The sequence below is a fragment of the Pirellulales bacterium genome, assembly GCA_036267355.1.
Classification (GTDB): Bacteria; Planctomycetota; Planctomycetia; order Pirellulales; family DATAWG01; genus DATAWG01.
The window spans coordinates 1-6609 of the sequence record DATAWG010000038.1; the positions used below are offsets into that span (position 1 = coordinate 1).

5 protein-coding genes are annotated in these 6609 nt (G+C 61.3%); 2 read left to right on the forward strand and 3 right to left on the reverse strand.

Features of this window, described 5'->3' with window-relative positions; genetic code table 11:
- Nucleotides 1–119: 119 nt before the first annotated feature.
- The 3 genes from VHX65_06510 to VHX65_06520 form a co-directional block, all read right to left on the reverse strand.
- Complete coding sequence (locus VHX65_06510) at nt 120–272, reverse strand: hypothetical protein (protein ID HEX3998182.1); 153 nt, start codon at nt 270–272, stop codon at nt 120–122.
- 4 nt (nt 273–276) lie between these two features.
- Nucleotides 277–2292 (reverse strand): DNA mismatch repair endonuclease MutL, encoded by a 2016-nt coding sequence (mutL, locus tag VHX65_06515; protein HEX3998183.1) that lies wholly within the window; start codon nt 2290–2292, stop codon nt 277–279.
- 190 nt (nt 2293–2482) lie between these two features.
- Nucleotides 2483–3892, reverse strand: a complete 1410-nt coding sequence (locus VHX65_06520) for a sigma-54 dependent transcriptional regulator (GenBank protein ID HEX3998184.1) — start codon at nt 3890–3892, stop codon at nt 2483–2485.
- A 480-nt stretch (nt 3893–4372) separates the two neighbouring features.
- On the opposite strand from VHX65_06520, the gene VHX65_06525 reads away from it, so the two are divergent.
- Entirely contained in the window at nt 4373–5071 is a 699-nt protein-coding gene (locus tag VHX65_06525; GenBank protein HEX3998185.1) for a zinc metallopeptidase, read from the forward strand.
- Nucleotides 5072–5383: 312 nt separating this feature from the next.
- The gene (locus VHX65_06530; GenBank protein ID HEX3998186.1) at nt 5384–6217 is read left to right on the forward strand and encodes a LamG-like jellyroll fold domain-containing protein; all 834 of its coding nucleotides are present in this window, start codon (nt 5384–5386) and stop codon (nt 6215–6217) included.
- The last annotated feature ends 392 nt before the right edge of the window (nt 6218–6609 follow it).

The following is a 6609-nucleotide window of genomic DNA, read 5'->3' on the forward strand; positions in this document are numbered from 1 at the left end:
ATAGCGGCCGCAATAACCTGCGATTGACGCCGTTGGCGACCTCGCTGTCTCCGCGTGGTCCAAGTCCGCGCCACAATTACACCGCGGACGTACGGCCCCGCCGCCCCGTGACCGATTTTTCACGCTTGCCGGAAGGACACAATTGCTTCCGCCAACGTCTCGCCGCTGGTGGCGATTTCGGCGATGTCCGCACAGCTTGCGGCATCCGCCGGGTCTTGCGGCTGATCCTCGATGGTAAAGACGTATCCGCGGTATTCGTGAGTTGTCGTCATATAACTACGTCCGCTTGAATTGCCGGTCCAAATCGTCGCGGGTGAAGACCAAGGCGGTCGGGCGGCCGTGGGGGCAGTGATGAGCGTCTTGGGCCAAGTGGCGCTGCTCGACCAACTCGGCCACTTCCTCGGGCGTGAGGCGGTCGCCGGCTTTGATTGCCGCCTTGCAGGCGATCATGTGCAATAAATCGTCCAACAGATCGCGGCGATCGGGCGCTTTGCCGCCGTCGACAAGCCGTTCGACGAGCGTCCGCAACATGTCGGCCGGGCGGAGTTTGACTAGCATTGCCGGATAGCTGCCGACCAGCAGCGTTCCGCCGCCGAATGATTCCACCTCGATTCCCAATTGTGCCAATAGCTCGCGATTCGCCAATGCCGCGGCCGTTTCCGCAGGACTCAAATCGACCGGCTCCGGCACCAAGAGCCGTTGCGTCTCGAGCGCCCCGGCGAGCACCTTTTCGCGAACCTGCTCATAAAGCACGCGTTCGTGCAATGCATGCTGATCGATCACCACCATGCCGTCGTCCGTTTCGGCGATCAAATACCGATCGTGAACCTGAATCGCCGGGCTCGGCTGACGAACCGGCGCCAGCGGCCGATCGGCCGTCGGCATGGCCGTGCTTGGGGCGCCGGGCAAGCCAAAGCGAGCGCGATCGAGCGGCACCAGTTCCAATGCTTGCGACGAAGGCGAGGGCATTCGTACCATTGGGCCGAAGTCTCGCCCGCCGGCGCTCGGGCCAAACGGTCTGCCGCCGTGCGAGCCTCCCTTGTACGCATTGCCGGCAACCGAGCCCGCAGCGCTATCAAGCGAGACCGTTTCTGTCTGGGTGCCGGCTCCGCCGATCGCCGCCAATTCTCCTTTTGCCCAGCGAACGAGTTCTTCGCGCATTTGCGCGGCACGCTGCGCATCGTGGCCGCCGGTCGGATCGATTGGCGCTGCGGCGGAACTCGGCAGCAATCCGTCGCCGTCGGCGATTGCGTTACGGTCGATTCCGCCGCCAGCCCCGCCCGGGCGGAATTTCGCCGTCAGATCGGTCGTCAGAAACCGTGTGCGCAAAGTTCCCAGCAATTGGCTATACAGCCGGCCGCCATCCTGAAATCGGACTTCGAGCTTCGTCGGATGGACGTTGACGTCGACCAATTCCGGCGGCATTTCAATTTGCAACACGGCAATCGGATGCCGCCCTGTGAGCAGCAGCCCGCGATAGGCCTCGCCGAGCGCATGTTGCAGGGCCCGGTCGCGGATTGCCCGGCCGTTGAGAAACAGATATTGCATTTTCTGATTGCCGCGGCTTTGCGTCGGATTGGCGACGTAGCCTGACAGCCGCACTTCGCCATCGCTGCTCTCGATCCACATCAGTTGCTCGGCAAGCGAAGAGCCAAACAGGGCCGCGATGCGGTCGAGCCAATCGTCGGCGGGCGGCAGATCGTAGACCAACTTGTCTTGCTGGCGGAGCGCGAAATGGCGGGTCGGGTGAGCCAGCGCGAGCCGCGTAAAGGCCTCGCTCGTGTAGCCCATCTCGGTTTGCATCGTGCGCAAGAATTTGCGCCGCACCGGCGTATTGTAAAACAGATTATGCACTTCGATCTGCGTGCCGACCGGGCAACCGCATGGCGAAATCGGCGACTGCCGACCGCCGGTCAATTCCAGTTCCGCTCCGGCTTGCTGCGATTCGGGCCGGCTTCGCAATACAAACCGACTCACCTCGGCAATCGACGCCAGCGCTTCGCCGCGGAAGCCAAGCGTCGCCACGCGAAAGAGATCGTCGGCCTGACAGATTTTGCTGGTGGCATGCGGGGCGACCGCCAATGCAAGTTGCTCGGCATCGATGCCGCAGCCGTCGTCGACCACGCGAACCAACTCCATCCCACCCTGCCCCACGGTGACGTCGATTCGCCGAGCGCAGGCGTCGATCGCGTTTTCCATCAACTCCTTCACGACGCTCGCCGGCCGTTCGACCACCTCGCCCGCGGCGATTTGGTTGATCACGCTCGCGGAGAGTTGATGGATGGAGGGCATGTTAGGGGCGAGGGGCGAGGGACGAGTGGTTAGTGGTTAGTGGTTAGTGGTTAGTGGTTAGGACGTGCAGCCAACCCGGCGGCCGAGTCGCACCGTTGCGGCGTGTGTTGATCCCTCGTCATTCGGCATTCGGGCTTCGTCATTCTTTCGTCATTCTTTCGGCATTCGGCATTCGGCATTCGGCATTCGATCACAAGTCGTATTCCTTGATTTTGCGGTAGAGCGTGCGTTCGCCGATGCCGAGGAGTTCGGCGGCGTGTTCGCGGTTGCCGCCGGCGAATTTCAGCGTTTCGGCAATCAACAGCTTCTCCACCTCCACCAAGGGCTTGCCGACCAGGCTGGAAATGCTGCCGGTCGACGCCTCGACGGCCAACGGCGCCTGCCCGATCAGTTCCGTGGGCAGATCGTCCATGTCGAGCACGCCGTCGTTGTCGACCACCACCATGCTCTCGATCGTGTTGCGCAACTGGCGCACATTGCCGGGCCAATCGAAGGCCATCAACTTCAACCGCGCCCCGGTCGACATGCTTTTGATCGTCTTATGATGCCGGCGGGCAAAATGGCGGATGAAATGCTCGATCAACAGGGGAATGTCTTGGCTCCGCTCGACGAGCCGGGGGAGTGAGATCGTGATCACTTTCAGCCGATGATACAGATCGCTGCGAAACGTGTTGGCCGCGATCGAGTCTTCCAGGTTGCGATTCGTGGCCGACAGAATCCGCACGTTCACTTTCACCGGATCATTCGAACCGACGCGCGTGATTTCACCGCTTTCGAGCACGCGCAACAATTTGATCTGCGTCGCCAGCGGCATATCGCCGACTTCGTCGAGAAACAGCGTGCCGCCGTGGGCGTATTCGAATTTGCCGACGCGATCATTCGAGGCATCGGTAAAGGCCCCGCGAATATGGCCGAAGAGCTCGCTTTCGAGAATGTTTTCGCTCAGCGCGGCGCAATTCAGGGCGACAAACGGTTTGTTTTTTCGCGGGCTGTTCTGGTGGATCGCCTGGGCGACGAGTTCCTTGCCCGTGCCGGTTTCGCCCTGGATCAGCACGCTGGCGTCGGTCGGGGCAATGCGTTTTAGCCGGTCGATGACGGCATTCATCTGCGGGCTGGAGCCGATCACGCCCTCGAAGCCGAAGCGTTCGTCGAGCCGACGATTCAGTTCGACATTGGTTCGCCGCAGCCGCACGGCCTCGGAGGCCTTTGCCGTGATCACCCGTAGCTGGGCCAAATCCAAGGGCTTTTGCAGATAGTTGAAGGCGCCCTGCTGCATGGCCGCCACGGCCGAGGGGATTGTGCCATGGCCAGTGACGAGAATCACTTCCGCCTCCGGCAGGGCTTGCTTGGTGCGCGCCAACAGGGCCAGGCCATCGAGGTCCGACATCTTCAAGTCGGTGATCACGACGTCGAACGATTCCTGCTCGATTTTGCGGGCGCCTTCCGTGCCGGAGGTGGCCACGGCGCATTGATAGCCGACGCGCTCGAGGCTTTCGGCGACCGTTTCGGCGTGCGACGTGTCGTTGTCGACGATCAGCACCCGGATGTCGCCGGGCGGGGCCTGCTCGGTGGAGTGCATTACGGCGGTGGACGAGACCATGCGCTCGATAATACCCGATCCACGGCGCAGCGAACAGTTGCCCGCCGCAAACCGTGAACGCGATACGATTTAGCCAGCCGCCAACCAGATTCCAGGCTGCCGACGGCCGACTCGTCCAACGCTGCTGCGCAACGCTGGAGCAAACGGCGGCCGAACCGCCAACTGGCCGGGCTCGAAATGCGTTCGGCGAATCACGTTGGACCGTCACTCAAGCCGTGGCGATCTGGCGTTGATAATCAAGTGGTCGGGCGAGTGACGGGATCAACTCCTTCCATTTGCAACGCATCCGCAGGCTTCCGCAATATGCGCGATCGGCGGCTCGCCCGGTTGCCCGCTTCGGAATTGCGCCGGCAAGGATTCCATTGCCCGGTATAATCTACTTGGGCTAATATTTCGATCGCCACGCCGAATCGATAGAAGGCGGTCGGGCTCGCTCCCGGCATTATTCATCATTCATCATCCAACCAGGGTTCTTCTTTCATGTTCTGGTTCAATCCGCTTTATAATTTCAATTACTTGCTGTGGGTCGCGCCGGCTTTGGTGCTTGGTCTCTGGGCGCAGTTGCGAGTGAAAATGACCGTGGCGGCGGCACAGAAGCAGCCGGCGCCCTTGAGCGGCGCGGCTGCCGCGCGGCATATCTTGGACTCCGCCGGCCTGCAAGACGTGGCCATCGAAGAGATTCCCGGCCGGCTATCGGATCACTACGATCCGGCCCAGCGCGTGTTGCGGCTCAGCTCGGAAAACTATCGCGGCCGCGATCTGGCCGCCGTCGGCATCGCGGCCCATGAGTCGGGCCACGCCCTGCAACATGCCCAGCAATACGCATTGATGGGCATCCGCAACATGGCCGTACCGGCAGCCAGCTTCGGCAGCAGTGTATCGATGATCTTGCTGTTGCTCGGCTATGTGCTTCACTTTCCCGGCCTGATCTTGCTCGGCATTATCGCGTTTAGCTGCATCGTGTTTTTCCAGGTAGTGAATTTGCCGGTCGAATTTGACGCCAGCCATCGGGCCAAGGTTCAGCTCGTGCAGCTCGGCATCGTGCCGCCCGCCGAAATGGTCTACGTCAACAAGGTGCTCAACGCCGCGGCTCTGACCTACGTCGCCGCGACCCTGCAATCGATCCTCACGCTGCTCTACTATCTCTCGCTCCTCTCGAACAGCAACCGGCGCAACTGAGATTCGGCCGAAAAATAACTTCTCCACAGCCCCTCGCCCCTCGCGGCAGAGGGCAGCGTGAAGGGTTCAAAAAGCGGAAGTCATTTTTCGGCCGAGCCTGAGCCGGCGAGCCCACCGGCGACGCGTTGCGGTCGCCAAGTGTCGGACTCATGTCGTAATTATCCTCGACGAGGCTTGCCGATTGCCACTTCCTCGACCAAATTCTTAACCGGCAGCTTACAATTCGCTTGTGTTCCTCGCCTCGAAAATTACAATCGCAGGGTAGGGCTCAATTGGCGGCTCGCGGTTTGGTTAATGCATTCCGGCTTGGTCATGGCATCTTTTTCTCGAACGGTCATCCTCTCCCTGCTGCTCGCCGGCTCGTGCGCAGCGAGCGCTTCGGCTGGCATCCTTTTGGATCTGAAGGCCACAAACTACGATCCCGCCACCGGCGTCTGGACCGATTCGTCGGGCAACGGCGACAGCGCCACGGCTCCTGCCGGCGCAATGCCGACTTTGCTGTCCGACGCGACGCCGAACGGTTCGTCGGCGGTGCAGTTCACCAGCGGCGACCTGTTGAATCTCACTTCGGCCATCCCGGAAAGCGGAAATGGCTTCACCGTATTCGCCTTCGAGGAATCCAGCGGCGACGGCTCCTCGAAAACGATCGTTTCCGGGGGCGCCAACGCTCCAGGATCTTTCCAGTACAGAATCGGCGGAGATAGCCATGGTGAAGTGCAAGAGTTGCTGAGCCAAGGCTTGAGCAACCTCGGGCAAAGCGACACCCCCCTGGGCGATACGTTTCATTTGATCGATGTCGCCGCGAATAGCTCTGGGGCCACATTTCGTACCGACGGCCTGGACGATGGCACCGCCGGTGGCGCCACCTTCAACCCGATTACGACGATTGGCTCCGCCAACAGCGACGAGTATTTTGTCGGCGACATCGCCGAAATCCAAGTCTATTCAGGCGTTCTAAGCTCCGCGCAGATTAGCAGCGTCGAAGCGTCGCTCGAGGCTTCCTATGTCAATCCCGTGCCCGAACCTTCCTCGATCTTGCTCTTAGGTTTAGCCGCCGGTTCCTTGGGCATCGCTTGTCGCCGTTATCGCTTGGACGACCATTCGCGACGAAGCCCTCCCGCCATCGCGACGGAAGATGCCCTTTAAGAGCGAAGTTAAAGGGACAGCAGTTCGGTGGCTTGGCCAAGCGCGAGCGGGCGGCCCGCCCGCCCGTGCTCCAAATCGTTCATCACCGTCCTGACCGCGTCGAGCCGCGCGATAGGGGAGTTGCAGGCCCTGCGGCGCAGCGTGGTGCGGGCGAGCCCATTGGGCGACGCAGCATGGAGCGAACGAACGGTGCGTCGACTGGGCTTGGAATCGACGCAACAGCCCCAAGGCCGTCCGAGAAAACAAAACAACGGTTCCTGACACGAATGGCACTGTCGGCCGGATTGGTTGCCGCACGCGCATGGCGCGATAGGCGCGGCGCTGGAATTTTGTTATTTTCCTGGCCGTCGCAAGTGATCTTGTGGCGATAGCCGCCCTTGGCTATTAATTTT